The organism is Caulobacter sp. GW821-FHT05F04, assembly GCF_059419665.1.
Window position 1 is genome coordinate 75,871 of record NZ_JBWKSF010000006.1, and the last position, 21,670, is coordinate 97,540.

The following is a 21,670-nucleotide window of genomic DNA, read 5'->3' on the forward strand; positions in this document are numbered from 1 at the left end:
CCTCCCCTACTTCTCAAGCCCGGCTTTAGCCGGGCTTTTTCTTTGCGGTCATGCGGTTGGCTAGATCAGTTCATAGGCCGGCAGGGTCAGGAACTCTTCCAGGCTGTCGGACAGCACCATGCGGGTGAAGAGCTCGGCGGCCGTTTCCAGGCGCGGCGAGGCGAAGTCGCGGCGCAGGTCGGCCATCTCCTGGGTGAACAGGCTGATGAACAGCTCCGAGGTCAGCACCCGGCCGTCGTCCAGCGCCGCGCCCAGGCGGATCCACTGCCACAGCTGCGTGCGGCAGATCTCGGCCGTCGCGGCGTCTTCCATCAGGTTGTAGAGCGGCACCGCCCCCCGGCCTTCCAGCCAGGCCTGGGTGTAGCGGACGCCGACGCGGATGTTCTCGCGCACGCCGGCCTCGGTGCGGACGCCCTCGTGCAGCTCCAGCATCTGGGCGGCGGTGATGTCGAGATCGGCGAGCAGCTTGTCGCGCTGATTGGCCGCCGGCATCAGGCGGTCGAAGACCTCCATGGCCACGGGCACCAGGTCCGGGTGGGCGACCCAGGTGCCGTCGTGGCCGGCTCCGGCCTCGCGTTCCTTGTCGGCCTTGACCTTGGCGAAAGCCGCCTGGTTGGCGGCGTCGTCGCCCTTGACCGGGATCTGGGCCGCCATGCCGCCCATGGCGAAGGCGCCCCGGCGGTGGCAGGTCTGGATCAGCTTCAGCGAATAGGCGCCCAGGAAGGCCTTGCCCATGACCATGGCCGAGCGGTCCGGGGTCAGGAACTCGGGGCGGCGGCCCAGGCGCTTGATGAACGAGAAGATGTAGTCCCAGCGGCCGCAGTTCAGGCCGACGATGTGGTCCTTCAGCTCGAACAGGATCTCGTCCATCTCGAAGGCGGCCGGGATGGTCTCGATCAGCACCGTGGCCTTGATCGTGCCGACGGGCAGGCCCAGCGCCTCCTGGGCCCGGACGAAGACGTCGTTCCACAGGCGCGCCTCGAGATGGCTCTCCAGCTTGGGCAGGTAGAAGTAGGGGCCCGAGCCTTGCGCCAGCGTCGCCTTGGCGTTGTGGAAGGCGTAGAGGCCGAAGTCGAACAGCGCCCCGGCCACGGCCTGGCCGTCGACCTCGAGGTGACGCTCCATCAGGTGCCAGCCGCGCGGGCGGATCTTCAGCACCGCCGGGGTCGGGCCCATGGCGTAGGACTTGCCGGACTTGGCGTCGACGTGGGTCAACTGGCCCTGCCAGCGATCCTTCAGATTGATCTGGCCCTCGACGACATTGGCCCAGGTCGGGGCGGTGGCGTCCTCGAAGTCGGCCATGAACACCTTGGCCCCGCAGTTCAGGGCGTTGATGATCATCTTGCGGTCGACCGGGCCGGTGATCTCGACGCGGCGGTCGAGCAGGTCGGCGGGAACGGGCGCGACGGTCCAGTCGGCCGCTCGGACATCGGCGGTCTCGGCCAGGAAGTCAGGCAGCTCGCCGGCGTCGAAGCGGGCCTGCCGCGCCTGTCGGGCGGCCAGCAACTCGCGACGGCGGGCGTCGAAGCGACGGTGCAGGTCGGCCACGAAGGCCAGGGCTTCCGGGGTGAGTACTTCCGCGGCGCGCCCTTCAACGGGACCGGTGACCTGGATGTTGGCGGCGATGTCGAGCGGCATGGGAAGCTTTCCGTGTGTCCGAAACCTCGTCCTTCGACAGGCTCAGGATGAGGTTTCTACTGCAAGCGTTTGAGCTGGGCGTTTCTTTGCCGCGCCAGCAATGGTCCTCATCCTGAGCTTGTCGAAGGACGAGGACCACGCACGGCGTCGGACTCTCTCGGTCTTAGGCGCTCTTTTCGGCGCCCTTGTCACGGACGGTGGGGACGATCTGGTCGCCCCAGTTGCCCGAGCCGTCATGGTGGCGCGAGGCGCGCACCAGCTCGACCGAGTAGCCGGCCTCGATGGCGCGGCGCACGGCCTCGTTGAGGCGGTGGGAGGCCTCGGCCACGCGGTCGACGGCGCGCTCCTTGGCGTCCGAGTTCGGCATGGCGGCGGGGGCGAAACGCTTGGCGGTCATGGCTTTGGCTCCTCGATCGGTGGGAAGGGGTTCGCGGCTATTCGGCCGCGAACTGGTTCATGGTGTTGGCGTGGCCGCCGGCCTTCAGGGCGCGCTCGCCGGCGACCATCTCCTTGAAGGTGTCGCCCAGGTCCGAGCCGACCTCGTGCTGGTGCTTCACGGCCGAGACGCCGCGGCGGATTTCCTCGCGCTGCACCGTGTTGACATAGGCCTGCATCCGCTCCTCGCCGAAGTAGCCGCGCGACAGCTCGTCGACGCTCTTGGCGGTCAGGTGGAAGGTCGGGAGGGTGATCAGGTTGTGGAACACCCCGGCGCGGGCGGCGATGTCGACCTGGAAGCGGGCCAGGCGTTCGTCGGCCTCGCGACCCAGGTCGGTCTTGTCATACTCGGCCGACATCAGGACGTTGCCGTCCGGATAGCTGTCCTTGTGGATCTTGCCCTCGGCGATCCACTGGTCGCGCACCTGCTTGCGCAGATTGAGCGTCCAGTTGAACGACGGCGAGTTGTTGTAGGTCAGCTTGGCGTTCGGCACGACCTTGCGGACCTCGGCCACCATCGAGGCGATCTCGTCGACATTGGGGGTGTCGGTCTCGATCCACAGCAGGTCGGCGCCGCCCTGGGTCAGGTTGGCGATGCAGTCCTCGATGACGCGCTGGCGGCCGGTGCCGTCCTGGAAGGCGAACAGGCCGTTGGGCATGCGCACCGGCTTGACGAAGGCGCCGTCCTTCATGATCGCCAGCTCGCCGTCCTTCAGCGGGTTCTCGGGCGTGACGGGCTCGGTCTTCAGCCACTTGATGTAGTCGCTGGCCAAGTCGCCGGGCTCCTGGCTGACCGGGATCTTCTGGGTCAGGCCCGCGCCCAGGCTGTCGGTGCGGGCGACGATGACGCCCTCGTCGACGCCCAGTTCCTCGAAGGCCAGGCGGCAGGCGCGCAGCTTCTCGATGAAGTCCTCGCGTGGCACGGTGACCTTGCCGTCCTGGTGACCGCACTGCTTGGCGTCGCTGACCTGGTTCTCGATCTGCAGGCAGCAGGCGCCGGCCTTGATCATCTCCTTGGCCAGCAGGTAGGTCGCGTGTTCGTTGCCGAAGCCGGCGTCGATGTCGGCGATGATCGGCACCACGTGGGTCTCGAAGTTGTCGATCGCCTTGATCGCGGCCTGCTCGGCGACCTGGTCGCCGGCCTTGCGGGCGGCGCTGAGGGCCTTGAAAAGGTCGTTGATGGCGACTTCATCGGCCTGGCGCAGCGAGACATAGATCTCCTGGATCAGGTCGACGACCGAGGTCTTCTCGTGCATCGACTGGTCGGGCAGGTGGCCGAAGCGATTGCGCAGGCCCGCGACCATCCAGCCCGAGAGATAGACATAGGCGCCCTTGGTCGTGCCGCGCAGGCGCTTGACCGACTTGATCATCTGCTGGGCGTGGAAGCCCGACCAGCAGCCTAGCGACTGGGTGAACTTGCTGCTGTCACGATCATACTCGGCCATGTCGGCGCGCATGACCGGGGCCATGGCGCGGGCGATGTCCAGGTGGGTCGGGAAGGTGTTCTGCAGCTTCAGCTGGATGACGTCGTCGATGCCGACGCCGCCCGGCAGGACGCCGTCAGGATAGCGCGCCAGCAGGGCGTCGCGGTGTTCAGCATAGGTCTTGCGCTGCGTCATGGTCGTTCGATCCCACTACGGGGCCCGGGGCGTTACGCCTTTGCGGGCCAAGGAAAACTCGTCCTGGTGAGCTAACGCCGCGCCGCGGGATCGGTCGAACCTATTGAAGGCAATTTGTCACAGAATGACTTTGTAAGATCTGTAAAGTCGTGACAGATTGACCGAATGGCGACGCTTCAAAACATGACCGGCGACAAAAAGCCCCTCGACAAGAAACAGGGCGACAAGAAGCTGTTCCTCGGGGGACGGCTGAAGCGGCTGCGGCGCGACCTGGGCGTGACCCAGGCGCGGATGGCCGAGGAGCTGGGCGTCTCGGCCAGCTACCTGAACCTGTTGGAGCGCAACCAGCGGCCGGTCACCGCGCAGATCCTGCTGCGGCTGGCCGACGCCTATGACCTGGACCTGCGCAGCCTGTCGGCCGACGATCCGGGCGGCGGGGCCGGGCTGGAAGAGGTGCTGGCCGACAAGATGTTCGCGGATCTAGGGATCTCGCGCCATGAGGCGGCCGAGGTCGCCGAGTTGTCGCCGGGCCTGGCCGAGGCCATGACGCGGCTCTATCGCGCCTATCTGGATCGCGGCCGGATGATCGACCTGGGCGCCTTCGAGCGCCCGGACGGGACGGGGCCGGCCTCGGAGCAATCGTCGCCGACCGACTGGGTCCGCGACCTGGTCGGCGCCCAGCGCAACCATTTCGCCGAACTGGAGACTCTGGCCGAGAAGATCGTCGCCCAGCTGAAGGCCGATCCGCAGGACCTTGCCCCGGCGGTCCGCGAGCGTCTGCAGAGCAAGTTCGGCATCCAGACCCGGATCATGCCGGTCGAGGTGATGACCGGCTCGCTGCGCCGCTACGACCATCACCGCAAGCGCCTGATGCTGTCGGAGACCCTGGCCCACGCCAGCCGCACCTTCGGCATGTGCTACCAGCTGGGGCTGATGGAGGGCGGGGAGGTGCTGTCGGACCTGACCGACCGCTTCAAGGCCCCCGACCGCGCCACGCGCCAGTTGCTCAAGGTGTTTCTCGACAGCTACCTGGCCGCCGCGATCATGATGCCCTACGAGCCGTTCCTGGCCGCCATGGAGTCCAGCGGCTACGACATCGAGCGGGTGCGGCCGCGCTTCGGCATCAGCTACGAGCAGGCCGCCCAGCGGCTGACCACCCTGGGCCGCAGCGGTTCGCGCGGCGTGCCGTTCTTCATGATGCGGTTGGACGCGGCGGGGAACATCTCCAAGCGGTTCGCGGCCGGGCCCTTTCCGTTCTCGCGCTTCGGCGGGGCCTGTCCGCGCTGGAACGTCCACGACAGCTTCAAGACCCCGGGGCGCATCGTCACCCAGGTGATCGAGACCCCGGATGGCGAGCGCTACTTCACCCTGTCGCGCACGGTGCGGCGGACCTCGGGCCTGCAGGCGGGACTGGAGGACGAACTGGTCGTCGGCCTGGGCTGCGAGTTGAAATACGCGTCCAAGCTGGTCCATGCGCGGGGCCTGGACATGGCCGCGCCGATCACTGTCGAGATCGGCCCCTCGTGTCGGATCTGCGAACGCCCGGCCTGTCCGCAGCGGGCGGCGGCGCCGATCAATCGCACCCTGCTGGTCGAGGAGACCAGCAAGTCGCTATCGCCATTCCCTTTCGCTCGATAGAGGTTCTGAACCGAAGCCATCCTGGCGGATTGTTAGGCGGCGCGGCCGGCTCTCGGTCGCCCAATTTCCAGGATCGCCATGCGTTTCGACGTCGAAGCCTCGCTGACCTATGACTTCGCGGCCCCGTGCGAGGTGCTGCTGCTGGTCGAGGCCGCCCATGGGCCCGACCAGGTGGTGGGGCTGGAAGCCCTGACCTTCTGGCCCAATGTCGAGGCCGTGCGGGTCGACGATCCGGTGACCTTCGAGCGGCGTACGGTGTTCACCGCCACGGGAACGGTCAACGCGCTCTACCGCGCCCAGGTCGAGGTCATGCGGCGCGACCATGACCTGGCCGACGCGCCGGCCATGGCCATCCGCGACCTGCCCAGCGAGGTGCTGCCGTTCCTGCGCGCCAGCCGCTACAGCCCGTCCGATCGCCTCGAGCTGTTCGTCGAGCGCGAGTTCGGAGAGCTCAAGGGCGGGGCCAAGGTCCAGGCGATGCTGGACTGGATCGCCGAGCACATCGAATATCTGGGCGGAGTCAGCAATTCGGGCACCACGGCGATCGACACCCTGGTCGACCGGGCCGGCGTCTGCCGCGACTTCACGCACCTGATCATCGGCATGTGCCGCGCCGCCGACATCCCGGCCAGGGCGGTCAGCGCCTATGCCTGGAAGCTGGAGCCGCCGGACCTGCACGCCATCGCCGAGGTCTATCTGGGCGGCCGCTGGCGCCTGGTCGACGCCACGGGCAAGGCGCCGATCGACGGTCTGGTGCGGGTCGCCACGGGGCGGGACGCGGCCGACATCGCCTTCATGACCATCTTCGGCCGCGCCACCCTGATCGAGCAGAGCTTCTCGATCCGAGAGGCCCCCTGACGCCGGCCCTGACGCCGAACTGTCATCAAGCTGTCGCCAAGACGCCCTAGGTCCGCCCGCCAACGCTAGGTCGGGGTCTTCACCATGTCCGTTCGTCATCGCCTGGCCCTGGCCGCTTCGATCCTGGCCTTGTGCATTGGCGGTCCGGCGCTCGCCGAGGGGGGGCTGGCCAACCTGCCGCTGACCCAGAACGGCGGAACCTGGAAGGCCGGCCACGTGCAGGGCGTCGCCGTCGATGTGCGGGGCGGCTTCATCTACTACTCGTTCACGACCCTGCTGGCGAAGTACGACTTCAGCGGCAAGCTGATCGGCACGCTGGTCGGCTGGACCGGACACCTGGGCGACCTCGACTTCAATCCGGCCGACGGCAAGGTCTACGGCTCGCTGGAGTACAAGGACGACAAGGCCTTCTATATCGCCGTGATCGACGTGGCCCGGCTGGACCGCGTCGGCGTCGAGGCCTCCGGCAGCGCGCTTTTCCGCACCGTCTACCTGCCCGAGGTGGTCAAGGACTACAGCGCCGACCTGAACGGCGACGGGGTGTTCGAGGGCGACGACGGCAAGTTCAAGGGCGACGTCGTGGCCTCGCCTGATCACCGCTACGACGCCTCGGGCATCGACGGCGTCTCGTTCGGTCCGGCGTTCGGCCAGACGGATGGCAAGCGCTACCTGACGGTGGCTTACGGGGTCTATGGCAATACCACCCGGACCGACAACGACCAGCAGGTGCTGCTGCAGTACGACGTCGGCGACTGGGGGCGCTACGCCAGCCCGCTGACCGAAGCCGCGCCGCACCACAACGGGCCGGCGGCGGTGGACGCCAAGGTCTTCGTCCGCACCGGCAACACCCGCTACGGCGTCCAGAACCTGGCCTATGACCCGGCCTCCAAGCGCTGGTTCATGGGCGTCTATCCGGGCCAGAAGCCGTCGTGGCCGAACTACGGTCTGTACGCCTTCGACGCCGCCGCGCAGCCGAAGACCGGCGACCTGATCGGCGTGAAGGCGGGGCAGGGCTGGGAGCAGGGGAGGCTCTTGCCGCTCGCCGACGACGGCCTGAAGGACTCCGCCACCGGCGTGCGCGGCTGGAACCAGAAGGCCGATGTCGGGCTGCAGCCGGTCGGCGCCGGCCTGTTCTATCTGGCGGTCAACGCCAAGACGCCCGACGGCCAGACGGCCGACCTGACGCTCAATCGCTGGACCGGCGACGCCCACAAGCCGTTCGTCCCCGTCACCGCCGACGAGTTGCGAAAGCTGGCGGACAACCCTGCCGCGCGGTGAGGTCTGGCTGTCACAATAGGGCTCTAGGCGAAGGCTCCGTGGTGAGACGAATCCAGTCAGCGGGTGGACGATGAGCGGCGCCGACAGGGAAAGAACACGGTGGTTCCTGCGCAACATCCTGCCGCACGAATCCGCGCTGCGGGGCTGGCTGTCGCGCGGCGCGCCGGTCGGCGTCGACCCCGACGACGTCATCCAGGAGGCCTACGCCATCCTGGCCGAGCAGGAGAGCGTCGAGGGCATCCGTCATCCGCGCGCCTATCTCTTCCAGGTGGCTCGTTCGATCGTGGTCCGCCACGTGCGCCGGGCGCGCATCGTCTCGATCCAGACGGTCGAGGACCTGGAGCGCCTGGAGCATCCCGACGAGGCGGCCTCGCCGGAACGTCTGGCCATAGACCGGGACGAACTTCGGCGGCTGGCCCTGGCGATCGCGGCGATGCCCGCCAAGACTCGCGAGGCCTTCGTGCTCAGACGGGTCAAGGGCCTGCCACAGCGCGAGATCGCCGCGCGGATGCGAATTTCAGAGAATACGGTCGAGACTCACATATCCCGAGGCGTTCTATTCCTGATTGATTGGTTTGGTCGTAGCGGAAACAGACGACCCCAAACCTCTAGGACCGTGAAAGCGGAGATTGCCCCGGTAGATGGACCAGCGAGAATCCAGTCGAGACATTGATCAGGCGGCGTCCGACTGGACGGCGCGGCTGGACCGTGGGCCCTTGTCCGCGAGGGAGGAAGACGCTTTCCAGGCCTGGCTGAAGGGGGATCCGCGCCGCAAGGGCGCGATGCTGCGGGCCCAGGCGATGGCGATGATGAGCGAGTCCGCCCAGGCGCTGGGCGACGACTTCGACCCGGCCGACTTCGCCGCGCCGAAGGTCTCGCGCCTATCCCGCCGCCAGGCCCTGACCTGGGGCGGCGGCGCGGCCGTCGCGGCGTCCCTGGGCGCCTTGGCCATCGGCCTGCCAGCCGCGGCCGGCACGGTGATCAGCACCGAGCGCGGCGAGATCCGCCTGGCGCCGCTGAAGGATGGCTCCACGGTCCTGCTGAACACCGAGACCAAGATCCGCATCCGTTACGACAAGGGCCGGCGGATCGTCGCCCTGCTGAAGGGCGAGGCCTATTTCTCGGTCGCGCGCGATGACCGGAGACCGTTCATCGTCGAGGTCGACGGCCGACGGCTGAGCACGGCCCAGGCCAATTTCCGCGTCCGCAAGCTGGACCAGGTGCCGGTCGACGTATTGGTCAATCAGGGCCTGGTGGAGGTCGCGCCGGCGTTGGTGTCGGCCCACGCGGTCCGGCTGGCCAGCAACACCCGCCTGCTGCTCTCCGACGGTCCCGCCGCCGAGCGCCCGCGGGCGATCACCCCGGAGACGGTGAGCCGCGAGCTGGCCTGGCGCGAGGGCAAGCTGGCCTTCGAGGGCGAGACCCTGAAGCAGGCGGCCGAGGTCTTCGCCCGCTACAGCGACACCCGCATCCAGATCGGCGACCCCGTCCTGGCGCGCGAACCGGTCACCGGCCTGTTCGCCGCCAATGATCCCGTGGGCTTCAGCCGCGCCATCGCGCGGGTGTTCGACGCGAGGCTCGACCAGCAGGGCGACACGGTGGTGCTGAGCCGCCGATCGGTCGCCGAATAAGAAGTTTTTATTACCGTTAGCGGAAGGCCTCGGCCGGTTCCTCTCAATCGCGAAGGTCGCGACCAACGCGATGACCTTGGGGTGCTTGCCTATGATTTCCCGTTACTCCGTCCTCGCCTGTGGGACGTCGATCGTGGCGCTCGCGATCGCCGCGCCGTCCTTCGCGCAGGAGCGCGTCTTCGACATCCCGGCCCAGGCGGCCGTCCGCGCCATCCCCGAACTGGCCCGCCAGGGGCAGGTGCAGATCGTGGCTCCGGCGCGCGACCTCGGCGGAATCCAGACCCCGGCCGTGAAGGGCACGATGGACGTGCGCACGGCGTTGCGTCGCCTGATCGCCGGCACGCCGCTGCGGATCGACACCGATGACGGCCAGATCATCACCCTGAAGGCCGCGTCCGCCTCGGGCGCTTCGCGCCCCCAGGCCGGCGTGGGCTCGGGCATGGTGCGCGGCCGGGTCTTCAACACCGCGACCCATGAGTACGTCCGCAACGCCGAGATCCGCGTCGAGGGCACGCCGATCGTCGCCCTGTCCGAGAACGGCGGCGACTTTCGACTGACCGGCGTGCCGACCGGCGACGTCACCGTCGTGGTCAAGTACACCGGCCTGCAGGAGTCCAGGCAGATCGTCACGGTCACCCCGGACCAGACCGCCACCGTCGAGTTCTCGCTGCAGCCGCCGGACGCGGCCCTGGCCAGCGAAGGCGTCGAGGCGGTGACCATCACCGCCAAGCGCGAAGGCCAGGCCGCGGCCATCATGGAGCGCCGCGCCTCGACCAACGCCAAGACCGTCGTGGCCGCCGACAACTTCGGCGCCCTGACCATGGGCGACGTCGGCGAGTTCATGAAGAACATGCCGGGCCTGTCGCTGGACTACACCGAGGTCGACGCCACCGCCGTCCGCATCGGGGGTCTCGATCCCAAGTACTCGACCTTCACCACCGACGGCGCGCGCATGGCCACGGCCACGTCGAACAACAACGCCGGCCGCCAGAACTCCTTCGAGCAGATGTCGATCACCGGCATCGACTCGATCGAGCTGAACAACACCCTGCAGGCCAATATGGACGCCGACAGCCCCGGCGGGTCCATCAACCTGCGCAGCAAGTACGCCTTCCAGCGCAACGGCCGCCTGCTGCGCTTCCAGGTCGGCGGCGTCGGCACCTCCGACTCCACGCTGTCGCGCCAGTATCTGCCGGACGACAAGAAGCACTCGACGATCTTCCCGTCCGCTCAGGTCGGCTATGCCGACGTGTTCCTGGACGGCCGCCTCGGCGTCGCCTTCAACGCCAGCTACAACGCCAACTTCGTCCAGCAGGACCGCATCCAGACCGACTGGTCGTATCTGGCCAACGGCCGGGTCATCCCGTACCAGCTGATGTACCGCCCGGGTCCGAAGCTGACCCACCGCAAGGCGGCCAATCTCAGCGTCGACTACAAGATCACCGACCAGCTGGCGCTGTCCCTGCGCAGCACCTACTCGTTCTATGACGTCGAGTACTTCAACCAGTACACCTACCTGATCTTCGGCACGACGACGGCCACCCAGGCCACGGCGGACTCGACCGGCACGCATATCGTCGTCAATCCGAACGGGACCAATACGCGGCTGCACACCCAGTATTCGCATCGCTACGCCGGCACCCCGGCCTGGGTGTTCGCGCCGAAGCTGGAATATCGCGGCGACACGTTCGAGGCCGTGCTGCGGGCCAACTATTCCAGCTCGGAATTCAATTTCGAGGACAATGACCGGGGCTTCTTCGTCCGCACCGACAGCTACCTGACCCGGATCGGCTTCACCCTGGACCGCGCGTCGGAAGATTCCAACGCCTGGACGCTGAAGCAGACGGCCGGCCGCCCGTGGGGCGATCCCGCCAGCTTCAACCGCGACGACGACATCGGCAACAACATCCGCACGTCGCAGTCGAACGCCAACAACCAGATGTACGGCGCCAATCTGGACCTGAAGAAGAAACTGGCCTTCGGTCAGGTCCAGCTGAAGGTCCTGGCCGGCGCGGGCTATCGCACCAACGCCTGGAAGACCATCGAGGGCTCGTTCAAGCAGTTCCAGTACGTCGGCCCGACCGGCGACCTGAGCCAGAAGGCGCCGGAAGCCATGATCCCGGCCACCCAGAACTACGCCTTCAAGATCCACGGCTTCGACGCCGGCAATCTGAACGACCAGCACTGGCGCGCCGACAGCAACTACGGCGTCTACGACATCTACGCCCAGCACCCCGACTACTTCGTCCCCGACACCGTGGGCAACCTGAAGCGTCAGCTGGATAACAACAAGAAGATCGGCGAGGAGGTCAGCGCGGCCTATGCCGAGGTGCAGCCGCGCGTCGGCAAGGCCCAGTTCGACCTTGGCCTGCGCTACGAGAAGACCAAGACCGAGGCGCGCGTCGCCGACATCCGCTCGGCCAAGGAGGTGACCGCCGCGGGCCTGTCGACCAGCACCGTCGCCGGCCTGCTGTATCAGTATCGCAACGGGACCTACACGACCCGCCAGGGCGAATATGACGACTGGTTCTGGAGCGGCGGCGTCAAGTACGACCTGACCAAGAAGCTGGTCGGCCAACTGGCCTTCAGCCAGTCGATCCTGCGTCCCGACTACGGCAACCTGGGCGGCGTGGTGGCCGTGGACGACAACAACCTGATCGTCACCGTGCCCAACCCGCTGCTGAAGCCGGAGCATTCGACCAAGTACTTCGCCAGCCTGCAGTACTATCTCGAACCGTCGGGCATCATCGCCATCTCGGCCTATCAGCTGGACGTGCAGGACATGCAGGTGACGGGCGTCACCGTCGATCCCGCGGACGTCGGCTACAATCCCGCCGACTACGCCGGCTACACCTTCCGCAGCGCCCAGAACCTGCCGGGCACCAGCACCAACAAGGGCGTCACGCTGGAATACGACCAGCAGTTGACCTTCCTGCCGGGCGCGCTGCGCGGTCTGGGCCTGCGGGCCTCGGTGACCAAGGTCGATCCGGACGGCGAGCGCGTGAACCTGCCCAAGACCTCGGCCAACTGGGGTCTGCGCTACAGCTACGGCAAGTTCGACATTCAGCTGACCGGCAACTATCAGTCGTCGGCCCGCACCAGCGCGCTGAGCAACACGGCCATGACCGCCAACAACGGCATCCTCTACCGCGCGTCGCGCGAGCTGTGGAACGTCAGCGCCAGCTACAAGATCAATCGTCAGTTCGAAGTGATGCTGGCCGGCCGCAACATCTTCAACAAGCCGGACATCGTCTACTCCAACGATCGCAGCCGGGTGCAGCAGTACAGCATCTACGGCTCGATGTGGAACGTGGGGATCAAGGGCACCTTCTAGGTCGCCGATCCCTTCCATGGCCGCGCCTCTCCCCTGGGCGCGGCCATTTCCTTTCCCAAATTCACAGCCCGAGGATCGCGTCATGGTTCTGAAGATCGATCGCCGCCGCCTGGTCCTGGCCGGCGGCCTGGGCGCCGCCGCCTTCCTGTCGCCGCTGGGCCGCTCGCTGGCCGCCGAGGTGCTGGGCGCCACGGGTTTCACCCACGGCGTCGCCAGCGGCGAGCCGGGCGCGGATTCCATGCTGCTGTGGACCCGCTATGTCCCGGCGGCGGACGAGAGCACGCCGACCCTGCGGGTCGAGGTCGCCCAGGACCCGAACTTCGCCAAGGTGGTGGCCGGCGGCGTCGTCCGCACGGGCGCCTATCGCGACTGGACGGCCAAGATCACGGTCGATGGGCTGAAGCCCGGCGCGATCCACTGGTATCGCTTCATCGCCCCGAACGGCGACAAGTCCCCGGTCGGCCGCACCAAGACCCTGCCGCTGGGGCCGGTGGATCGCTTCAACCTGGCGGTCTTCTCGTGCGCCAACCTGCCCGTGGGCTGGTTCAACGCCTATGGCCACGCCGCCGCGCGCGATGATCTGGACCTGTGGCTGCACACTGGCGACTACATCTACGAATACGGCCTGGCCTCGACCCGCGACAGCGACTGGGCCGACGGCCGCAAGGCGATGCTGCAACCCGTCACCGAGATCCTCAGCCTGGCCGACTACCGCCTGCGCTACGCCTGCTATCGCGCGGACCCGGACCTGCAACGGCTGCACCAGATGGCCCCGATGGTCGGCTTCTGGGACGACCACGAGTCGGCCAATGACAGCTGGGAGGGTGGGGCTCAGAACCACCAGGCCGCCACCGAGGGCGACTGGGGCGTCCGCAAGGCCGCGGCCATGCAGGTCTATCGCGAATGGATGCCGGTCTCCGAGGAGCCGTGGAAGGCCTACCAGATCGGCGCGCTGGCCACGCTCTACCGCACCGAGTCGCGCCTGCTGGGCCGCACCCAGCAGATCAGCATGGGCGCGGCCTTCAAGGCCGAGAACCCGGACGCGGCGCTGAGGGCGTTCCGCGACGGGCCCTGGAGGGATCCATCGGCGACCATGCTGGGCTCGACCCAGGAGAGCTGGCTGAACCACGCCCTGAAAACCAATAAGGGCTGGCAGATGGTCGGCATGGGCACGATCCTGGGCCGCACCGTCATGCCGAAGGACGCCGTCGGCTGGCTGCGCCCCGACGCGACCGAGAAGAGCATCAACGGCTTCCGCGACAATGTCCGCGCCGCCCAGGCCGGCCTGCCGATGTGGATGGACCGTTGGGACGGCTATCCGGCGGCGCGCTCACGGCTGCTGAAGGCGGCGCAGGGCGCCGATGCCGACCTCGTCATGCTGTCGGGCGACAGCCACAACGCCTGGGCCTATGGCCTGATCGAGGACGGGCGGCCCGCCGGCGTCGAGTTCGCGGGCCACAGCGTCACCTCGAACGGCATGGAAAACGCCTTCGCGCCCGATCCCAAGACGGTGGCGGCGGGCTTCATGGCCGCCAATCCCGAGATGAAGTGGGCCGACACCAGCCAGCGCGGCTACATGATGCTGCGGATCACGCCCCAGCGGGTGACGGGCGAGTGGCTGTTCATGCAGACCATCAAGGCGCGGAGCCTCGCGGTCGCCGGCTCGCACCGGATGTCGGTGGAGCGGGGGCGGAAGGTGTTCGCGGGTTAGAGCCTGTTTATCCCGTTCTGATGGTTCCATCTGAACGGGACAGGCCCTAAGCGTCGACCGCGACCGGAACGCGCACCGTGAACGTGCTGCCCTGATCCTGACCGGCGCTCTCCACGGTCAGCGTGCCGCCGTGCAAGGTCACCAACTGCTTGGCCAGGGCCAGACCGATGCCGAGACCGCCCTGGGCCTTGGTCAGGTGGTCCTCGACCTGGGCGAAGATCTCGAAGATCCGCGACTGCATGTCCGGCGGAATGCCGACGCCGGTATCGGCGACGCGGATCTCGGCCATGGCGCCGTCGGCGACCGCCGACAGGGTTACCGTTCCACCCTCGGGGGTGTATTTTGCGGCGTTGTTGAGCAGGTTGGACACCACCTGGGCCAGGCGCGTGTGATCGGCGTCCAGCCAGATCGGCTCGTCCGGCATCTCCGCCACGAACTGGTGCTTTCCGGCGTCGAGATTGTGCTGGCTGGCCTCGGTGGCCGAACGCAGCACCTCTGTCAGCTCGATCCGTTGCTTGCGCAGCGAGATCTTGCCCTGGCTGACGCGCGAGACGTCCAGCAGGTCGTCGACCAGGTGCGACAGGTGGGTCAGCATCCGGTCCATGCGGGTGCGGATGTCGATGGCGCGTTCGGGCGCGATGTCCTTGCCCAGCAGGTGCAGGCCGCCGCTGAGCGCCGCGACCGGGTTGCGCAGCTCGTGGGCCAGGACGGCCAGGAAGCTGTCCTTGTGCCGGTCGGCGCGGCGCAGGGCCTGGGCGGCGACCTCCAGTTCGTCGCGCTGGGCCTCGATCTGCTGGCGCTGGCGGTAGAGGTCGAAGAACACCGCCGCCTTGCTGCGCAGGATGTCGGCCTCGATCGGCTTCTGGATGAAGTCGACGGCGCCGGCCTCATAGCCGCGGAAGCGGCGCGTGGCGTCGGCGACGCCGGCGGTGACGAAGATGATCGGCACGTGGCTGGTGCGGGCGGCGCCGCGCATGAACTCGGCCAGCTCGAACCCGTTCATGTCCGGCATCTGCACGTCGAGCAGGGCCAGGGCCACGTCATGGACCAACAGCAGTTCCAGGGCCTGCTCGCCCGAACGCGCCTTCAGGCAGGTCAGGCCCTCGCGCTGCAGCAAGGCCTCGAGCGCCAACAGGTTCTCTTCCAGGTCATCGACCAGCAGGAAGTTGATCGGTTTGTCCGCCGTCATCGCGCGGTCCCCAGACTCGACAGGTAGGATAGGATTTGGTCGTGCTTCATGATCGTGGCCGATGGGGTGGCCTCCAGCGCCGCGTGCGGCATGGCCGAGGCATAGGCCCCGTCCGGGTTCTCGACGACCGCCACGCCGCCGACGTCCGCCACGGCCCTGAGCCCCGCGGCCCCGTCGTGATTGGCGCCGGTGAGGATGACGCCGACGAGGGCGGATCCATAATAGTCCGCCGCGCTTTCGAACAGCACGTCGATCGAAGGGCGGGAATAGTTCACCGGCTCGTCGGTCGACAGGGCCACGCAGCCGTCGGTCTCGACCAGCATGTGATAGTCCGAGGGCGCGAAATAGATGACGCCCTTCTCGACCGGCTCCTTGTCCTCGGCCTCCTTGACCGTGATCCGGCACTTGGACTGGAACAGCGGCACCAGCATGTTGGAGCGGTCGGGCGGAACGTGGACGACCACCAGCACGGGCAGCGAAAAGCTGGCGGGCAGGGCGGGCAGGATGGCCAGCAGCGCCTGCACCGCGCCGGCCGAGGCCCCGATCGCGACGGCCTGGATCGGTGTCCCGCTCATGGCTCGCGCCTCTGGTAGATCTTTTCGCCCGGCACGAAATCGGTGAAGGCGCCGGCGTGGCTGGAGAAGCGCAGGCTCTCCTTCGAACCCAGACCCAGGAAGCCCTTGCGGGTCAGGGAGTCGCGGAACAGGCCGATGGCGCGGTCCTGCAGCGGGCGATCGAAATAGATCATCACATTGCGGCACGAGATCAGGTGCATCTCGGCGAACACCGCGTCGGTGACCAGGCTGTGGTCCGAGAACACCACCCGCTCGCGCAGCGTCTTGTCGAACGCGGCCCGGCCGTAGGCGGCGGTGTAGTAGTCCGAGAGCGACGACTTGCCGCCGGACTTCTGGTGGTTCTCGGTGAACTTGCGGATGCGGTCGATGGCGTAGACGCCGGCCTCGGCGGCGGCCAGCGCCTCGGGATTGATGTCGGTCGCGTAGAAGATCGTCCGGTCGTAGAGGCCTTCCTCCTTGAAGAGGATGGCCAGCGAATAGACCTCCTCGCCCGTGCTGCTGCCCGCGATCCAGACCTTCAGCGAGGGATAGGTCCGCAGATGCGGCAGCACCTTGTCGCGCAGGGCCTTGAAGTAGGTCGGGTCGCGGAACATCTCGCTAACCTGCACGGTCAGGAAGTCCAGCAGGCGCGGCAGCATCGAGGCGTCGTGCAGCACGCGATCCTGCATCGCCGAGATGGTCGCGAAGCCCAGATGCAGGCGCGCCTGAATCAGGCGGCGCTTGATCGACGCCCGCGCGTAGTGGCGGAAGTCGTAGTGGTAGCGCTGGAACAGCGCCTCCAGCAGCAGCTGGATCTCGAGGTCTTCGATCTCGGACACCGGCTACCTCGGCATCCAGACCCGGACCAGCGACAGCAGCTTGTCCACGTCGATCGGCTTGGCCATGTAGTCGCTGGCGCCGGCGGCGATGCAGCGCGCCTGGTCGTCGGGCATGGCCTTGGCGGTCAGCATCAGGATCGGCAGCTTGGCCCAGCGGGCGTCCTCTCGGATCTCGCGGGTGGCGGTCAGGCCATCCTTCACCGGCATCATCACGTCCATCAGCACCAGATCGATGGCGTTGGCCGGGTCGCCCTGGGCCGAACGGTCGAGGGCCTCGATGGCCTCCTGGCCGTTGCGGGCGATCTCGACGATGGCCCCGCGCGGCTCCAGCACGTTGGTCAACGAATAGACGTTGCGGATGTCGTCCTCGACGATCAGCACCCGGCGGCCTTCCAGCACCGCGTCACGGTTGCGGGCCTTCTTGATCATCTTCTGCTGCTCGGGCGGCAGCTCCGACACCACCTGGTGCAGGAACAGCGAGACCTCGTCCAGCAGGCGCTCGGGCGACTTGGCGCCCTTGATGATGATCGAGCTGGAATAGCGGCGCAGGCGCTGCTCGTCGTCGGCCGACAGGTCGTGGCCGGTATAGACGATGACCGGCGGGAAGGCGTTGTCGCCGTTCTGGCTGAGCGTCTCCAGCAGGCTGAAGCCCGAGGCGTCCGGCAGCGACAGGTCCAGCACCATGCAGTCGAAGGTCTGCGTCTTCAGCAGCTCCAGGCATTCGGCGGCGGTGCCGACCCCGACCGTCTCGACATCGCCCGAGGACAGCAGCTTGCCGACGGCGTCGCGCTGGACGTCGTCGTCCTCGACGATCAGCACGCGGCGCACCGTGCTGGACAGCTTCGACTGCAGGTTGGTCAACACCTGGGCCAGGTCGTCGCGCTTGACGGGCTTGATCATGTAGCCGATCGCGCCCAGCGACAGGGCGGTCTGGCTGTGGTCGGCGCCCGAGATCACGTGGATCGGGATGTGCCGCGTGGCGTCGTCGCGCTTCAGGCGGTCCAGCACCATCAGGCCGGACTCGTCGGGCAGGCCGACGTCCAGGACCACGGCGCTGGGCTTGAACTGGCGGGCCAGCTTCAGGGCGTCCTCGGCGGTGCCTGCGACCAGGCACTGGAAGCCCAGCTCGCGCGACAGGTCGCGGACAATGCTGGCGAACTTGTCGTCGTCCTCGATGACCAGCAGCACGCGGCGGCCGTTGGCCAGCTGGTCGCGGTCGTCCTCGATCGTGCGGGTCATCGGCGCGGCGGGACGTGCGCGGGCCGGGGCCGCCGGGACCGCCGGAGCGGGCGCGGGAGAGGCCGAAGGTTCCGGACGCGGCGCGACGCGGGCCGGATCGTAGGATCGCGGGATGGTGACGGTGAAGGTGCTGCCTTCGCCCGGCGTGCTCTCCAGCGCGATCTTGCCGCCGAGCAGGCGCGACAGTTCGCGGCTGATCGAAAGGCCCAGGCCCGTGCCGCCGTACTTGCGGCTGATGGTGCCGTCGGCCTGGCGGAAGGCCTCGAAGATGCTCTCCCGCTGTTCGCGCGCGATGCCGATGCCGGTGTCGGTCACCGCGAAGGCGATCTCGTTGTCGCCGGTCGGGGTGATGGCTAGCGTGACTTGGCCGGCCTGGGTGAACTTGAAGGCGTTCGACAGCAGGTTCTTGAGGATCTGCTCCAGGCGCTGGCGGTCGGTCTCCAGCAGGGTCGGGGTATCGGCCGCGACCTTGATCTCGAAGCCCAGCTGGCGCTCGTCGGCCAGTGGCTGGAACAGCGACCGCAGGTCGTTGGTCAGGCGCTGCAGCGGCACGCTCTCGGGGCGCACATCGATATGGCCGGCCTCGATCTTCGACAGGTCGAGGATGTCGTTGATCAGGGTCAGGAGGTCGTTGCCCGAGGATTCGATCGTCTGGGCGAACTTGACCTGCTCGCTGGACAGGTTGCCGGCCGTGTTGTCGCTGAGCAGCTTCGACAGGATCAGCAGCGAGTTCAGCGGCGTGCGCAGCTCGTGCGACATGTTGGCCAGGAAATCGGACTTGTACTGGCTGGCCTGGGCCAGCTCGCGCGCCTTCAGCTGCACGGCCGCGCCGGTGCGCTCCAGTTCGTCGCGCTGGGCCTCCAGGGTCTGGGCCTGTTCCTCCAGCTGGCTGTTGGTCTGTTCCAGCTCGACCTGCTGCTGTTCCAGGCGGGTCTGGGATTCCTTCAGGGCGCGGCCCTGTTCCTCCAGCTCCTCGTTGGAGACGCGCAGTTCCTCGCTCTGGACCTGCAGTTCCTCGGACTGGCGCTGGGTTTCCTCCAGGGCGTTCTGCAGTTGCGAGCGGTACCGAGCCGAGCGCAGGGAGACCCCGATCGAGGTCGACACCTGGCTCAGGAGCTCCAGGATGCGGTCGTCGACGGCATGCAGGAAGCCCAGCTCGATGACGGCGTTGACGATGTCGTCGGCGTGGGTCGGCGCCAGCACGAGGTGCTTGGGCTTGTCGTGGCCGAGGGCTGAGCCGATGGTCAGATAGCCGTCGGGCACGTCGCGGACGATGGTGGTGTGGCCTTCGGCCGCCACCTTGCCCAGCAGGCCCTCCTTGATATTGAAATGCAGCGGCGTATCGGCGTCGGCCGGAATGCCCAGGGCGGCGGCGCGGTAGAAGCGGCCGTTCTCACCCTTGAACAGCGCGCCGGCCTGGAAGCCGAGATATTGCGACAGGAAGTGCAGGATGCTGTCGCTCAGCTCCTCGACCGTCTTGTCGCCCATCATCACTTCCGAGAGGCCGACCTGGCCGGCCTGCAGCCACTGCTGGCGGGCGCGGGCCTGACCGCTGCGGCGGATCAGGGCGAAGACGACGAAGGTCAGCGCCGCGCCCAGCACGGCCGACAACACGCTGCTGATCAAGGCGGTGCGATGAGCGATGTTCATCTCGGTCAGGCGGATGTCGCGCAGGCGGTTTTCCTCCGCGCGCATGACGTCGATCTGCTGGCGGATGGCGTCCATCTCGGCCTTGCCGCGATCGGTGTTGACGACGGCCAGAGCGGCCTGCGAACCCTGGCTGCCCCGCAGGGCGACGGTTTCGGCCAGCTCGGACAGCTTGGCGTCGATGTGGCGCCTGAGCTGGACGTGATTGGCCTGCTGGATGGGATTGTCCTTGGTCAGCGAGCCGACCGCCTCGGTCCGCGTGGCGACGTCGGTCACCGCGCGCTGGTAGGGGGCGAGATAGCGGTCGTTGCCGGTCAGCAGATAGCCCCGCTGGCCGGTCTCGGCGTCCTGGGTGGTGGACAGCAGGTCGTCCAGCGCGATCAGCACCTCGTGGGTGTGCCAGATCTTCTCGCTGTTGATCCGCAGCGTCTCGATGTTGCGATAGGCGATCACGCCGCTGATCAGGAAGAAGGCCAGGGCCAGGCCCATGCCCAGCGCCGACCACAGCTCCGTTCGGGCGCCGGTCGCGGACGCTTTGCGCGGTTCGATCAGGGACATGCGGTTCTCGACGTGGAGGCTGTGCGGCGGAGCCCGCCTAAGATGACGGACGATGGCGGGATGGACGATCTTGCGGAGATCAGCAAGCGCGCGGGACGGGCAAGGGCGGCTCGGTCCCGACGGGGCGGTAGCCTTGTTCGCGCGCGCGGACCGTCGGCTTGCCGACGCAAAGCTGCCTGATACGCTTGAAACTCACTGGATATCCCTGACCGCGCGCCCCTGAACGCGAGCCTCTAACGACTAAAGGCCGTAAAGGTTCCCTGGTCGGGCCTTTGCGGATCGGTCGCGCTTCGCGACGCCGCGGTCGTGATGCGCGCCCACGGTCTTCAGTCTGGATCTTGTCAAAGCACATAACGTATACGATCAATGCGAGCGTAAACCGCGCAAGGGGAGAAGCGCATGAGGATCCTGGCCGCCGCGATCAGCGCGCTCTTCCTGGCGACCCCTGTCCTGGCGATAGGCGGCCCGGCCGGGGCGGCGACGCCCTACGAGCAGCAGGTCACCCAGGGCGACTATGTCGTCCCCAACTTCACGTTCAAGTCCGGCGAGACCCTGCCCAGCCTGAAGCTGCACTACCGCACCCTGGGTCAGCCCCGGCGCGACGCGCAAGGCCACGTCACCAACGCGGTGATGGTCCTGCACGGCACCGGCGGCACGGGCGCGCAGTTCCTGCAGCCGCAGTTCGCCGACGAGCTGTACGGCCCGGGCCAGCCGCTGGACATCACCCGCTACTACATCATCCTGCCCGACGGCATCGGTCATGGCGGCTCGTCGAAGCCCAGCAATGGCCTGCGCGCCAAGTTTCCCCACTACGGCTACGCCGACATGGTCGAGGCCCAGCGCCTGCTGCTGGTCGACGGCCTGAAGGTCGACCGCCTGCGCCTACTGATGGGCACCTCGATGGGCTGCATGCACGGCTTCATGTGGGGCGAGTTGCATCCGCAATTCGCGCGGGCGATCATGCCGATGGCCTGTCTGCCGGTGCAGATCGCTGGCCTGAACCGCGTCTGGCGCAAGGCGGCGATGGAGTCGATCAAAGCCGACCCGGCCTGGCGCGGCGGCGACTACGACCAGCAGCCGGTGCTGGGCCTGCGCGGGGCGGTCAACCTGATGATCGTCGCGGGCTCGGCCCCGCCGGCCTGGCAGCAGCAGGCGCCCACCCGCGACGCGGCCGACGCCTTCTTCGAGGATCGCTTCGCCAAGGACCTGCCCACGCGCGACGCCAACGACATGCTTTATCAACTGGCCGCGTCCGGCGACTACGATCCTTCGGCGGACCTGGAGAAGATCACCGCGCCCATGACCTGGGTGAATTCCAGCGACGACTTCATCAACCCGCCCAGCCTCGGCATCGCCGAGCCGGCGGCCAAGCGGCTGAAGAACGGCAAGTTCATCCTGATCCAGGCCACGCCCGAGACGCGCGGTCACGGCACGCACACCTGGGCCAGGTTCTGGAAGAAGGATCTGGCGGAACTGTTGGCCCGCTCCGAGAAGCCGTAGCG

General features: G+C 67.6%; 15 protein-coding genes. 8 read left to right on the plus strand and 7 right to left on the minus strand.

Annotated features, from left to right (window positions below):
- Nucleotides 1-60: 60 nt before the first annotated feature.
- The 3 genes from aceB to AC07R7_RS16595 all read right to left on the minus strand — a co-directional run bounded on the left by aceB (nucleotide 61) and on the right by AC07R7_RS16595 (nucleotide 3,692).
- Nucleotides 61-1,638, minus strand: coding sequence for a malate synthase A (aceB, locus tag AC07R7_RS16585; RefSeq protein WP_494635927.1), 1,578 nt, complete (start codon nucleotides 1,636-1,638; stop codon nucleotides 61-63).
- Between the two features lie 163 nt (nucleotides 1,639-1,801).
- A complete protein-coding gene (locus tag AC07R7_RS16590) occupies nucleotides 1,802-2,035 on the minus strand; it encodes a hypothetical protein (protein ID WP_492839480.1) in 234 nt (77 codons plus the stop codon).
- A 37-nt stretch (nucleotides 2,036-2,072) separates the two neighbouring features.
- Nucleotides 2,073-3,692, minus strand: coding sequence for an isocitrate lyase (locus tag AC07R7_RS16595; protein WP_492839481.1), 1,620 nt, complete (start codon nucleotides 3,690-3,692; stop codon nucleotides 2,073-2,075).
- Between the two features lie 183 nt (nucleotides 3,693-3,875).
- On the opposite strand from AC07R7_RS16595, the gene AC07R7_RS16600 reads away from it, so the two are divergent.
- The 7 genes from AC07R7_RS16600 to AC07R7_RS16630 all read left to right on the plus strand — a co-directional run bounded on the left by AC07R7_RS16600 (nucleotide 3,876) and on the right by AC07R7_RS16630 (nucleotide 14,142).
- Nucleotides 3,876-5,330 carry a helix-turn-helix domain-containing protein gene (locus AC07R7_RS16600; protein WP_492884392.1) on the plus strand — a complete coding sequence of 485 codons (1,455 nt, stop codon included), beginning with the start codon at nucleotides 3,876-3,878 and terminating at the stop codon, nucleotides 5,328-5,330.
- A 78-nt stretch (nucleotides 5,331-5,408) separates the two neighbouring features.
- On the plus strand, nucleotides 5,409-6,188 hold the full coding sequence (locus AC07R7_RS16605; protein WP_492884002.1) for a transglutaminase-like domain-containing protein: 780 nt from the start codon (nucleotides 5,409-5,411) through the stop codon (nucleotides 6,186-6,188).
- An 84-nt stretch (nucleotides 6,189-6,272) separates the two neighbouring features.
- A complete protein-coding gene (locus AC07R7_RS16610; protein ID WP_494635928.1) occupies nucleotides 6,273-7,466 on the plus strand; it encodes a hypothetical protein in 1,194 nt (397 codons plus the stop codon).
- Nucleotides 7,467-7,536: 70 nt separating this feature from the next.
- Nucleotides 7,537-8,139, plus strand: coding sequence for an RNA polymerase sigma factor (locus tag AC07R7_RS16615; RefSeq protein WP_492839486.1), 603 nt, complete (start codon nucleotides 7,537-7,539; stop codon nucleotides 8,137-8,139).
- A complete protein-coding gene (locus AC07R7_RS16620) occupies nucleotides 8,108-9,097 on the plus strand; it encodes a FecR family protein (RefSeq protein ID WP_494635929.1) in 990 nt (329 codons plus the stop codon). Before AC07R7_RS16615 ends, AC07R7_RS16620 begins: the two co-directional genes overlap by 32 nt.
- 133 nt (nucleotides 9,098-9,230) lie before the next feature.
- Complete coding sequence (locus AC07R7_RS16625; RefSeq protein WP_494635930.1) at nucleotides 9,231-12,431, plus strand: TonB-dependent receptor domain-containing protein; 3,201 nt, start codon at nucleotides 9,231-9,233, stop codon at nucleotides 12,429-12,431.
- 82 nt (nucleotides 12,432-12,513) lie between these two features.
- A complete protein-coding gene (locus AC07R7_RS16630) occupies nucleotides 12,514-14,142 on the plus strand; it encodes an alkaline phosphatase D family protein (RefSeq protein ID WP_494635931.1) in 1,629 nt (542 codons plus the stop codon).
- A 46-nt stretch (nucleotides 14,143-14,188) separates the two neighbouring features.
- On the opposite strand, the gene AC07R7_RS16635 is transcribed toward AC07R7_RS16630, so the two are convergent.
- From AC07R7_RS16635 to AC07R7_RS16650, 4 genes are read right to left on the minus strand one after another with little or no spacing between them, the layout of a single operon-like run.
- Nucleotides 14,189-15,331: a hybrid sensor histidine kinase/response regulator gene (locus AC07R7_RS16635; protein WP_492884014.1), complete on the minus strand. Its 1,143-nt coding sequence runs from the start codon at nucleotides 15,329-15,331 to the stop codon at nucleotides 14,189-14,191.
- Nucleotides 15,328-15,906: a chemotaxis protein CheB gene (locus AC07R7_RS16640; protein ID WP_494635932.1), complete on the minus strand. Its 579-nt coding sequence runs from the start codon at nucleotides 15,904-15,906 to the stop codon at nucleotides 15,328-15,330. Before AC07R7_RS16640 ends, AC07R7_RS16635 begins: the two co-directional genes overlap by 4 nt.
- On the minus strand, nucleotides 15,903-16,724 hold the full coding sequence (locus AC07R7_RS16645; protein ID WP_492839492.1) for a CheR family methyltransferase: 822 nt from the start codon (nucleotides 16,722-16,724) through the stop codon (nucleotides 15,903-15,905). The genes AC07R7_RS16640 and AC07R7_RS16645 overlap by 4 nt, the downstream gene beginning before the upstream one ends.
- A gap of 3 nt (nucleotides 16,725-16,727) precedes the next feature.
- Entirely contained in the window at nucleotides 16,728-20,168 is a 3,441-nt protein-coding gene (locus tag AC07R7_RS16650; protein WP_494635933.1) for a response regulator, read from the minus strand.
- Between the two features lie 399 nt (nucleotides 20,169-20,567).
- Between AC07R7_RS16650 and AC07R7_RS16655 the strand changes: the two genes are divergently transcribed.
- A complete protein-coding gene (locus AC07R7_RS16655) occupies nucleotides 20,568-21,668 on the plus strand; it encodes an alpha/beta fold hydrolase (protein WP_494635934.1) in 1,101 nt (366 codons plus the stop codon).
- The last annotated feature ends 2 nt before the right edge of the window (nucleotides 21,669-21,670 follow it).